The sequence below is a fragment of the Shigella sp. FC1544 genome, from assembly GCF_001722145.1.
Lineage (GTDB): Bacteria > Pseudomonadota > Gammaproteobacteria > Enterobacterales > Enterobacteriaceae > Escherichia > Escherichia coli.
Genome location: NZ_MECT01000439.1, coordinates 1 through 464 on the forward strand (window position 1 = coordinate 1; position 464 = coordinate 464).

The 464-nt window shown below is 56.0% G+C and carries 1 pseudogene; it reads left to right on the forward strand.

The features are described 5' to 3' along the window. A pseudogene (locus BGK49_RS17780) lies at positions 1-464 on the forward strand (IS66 family transposase zinc-finger binding domain-containing protein); the annotation flags it as partial.

The window sequence follows — 464 nt, forward strand, 5'->3', positions numbered from 1 at the left end:
AACAGGCTGAGGCCCTGCTGAAACAACGCGAACAGGACAGTGATCGTTACAGTGGGCGGGAAGACGATCCGCAGGTTCCCCGCCAGTTGCGACAGTCTCGTCATCGTCGCCCGTTACCGGAGCATCTGCCCCGCGAAATAAATCGCCTGGAGCCAGAAGAAAGCTGTTGCCCGGAGTGTGGCGGTGAGCTGGATTATCTGGGGGAAGTCAGCGCAGAACAACTGGAACTGGTGAGCAGCGCTCTGAAAGTGATCCGCACAGAACGGGTAAAAAAAAGCCTGTACAAAATGTGACTGCATCGTTGAAGCACCGGCACCATCCCGTCCGATAGAGCGTGGTATCGCGGGCCCGGGGTTACTTGCCCGCGTGTTAACGGGAAAATACTGCGAACACCTGCCACTGTATCGTCAGAGTGAAATTTTTGCCCGTCAGGGTGTCGAACTGAGCCGTGCATTACTCTCCAA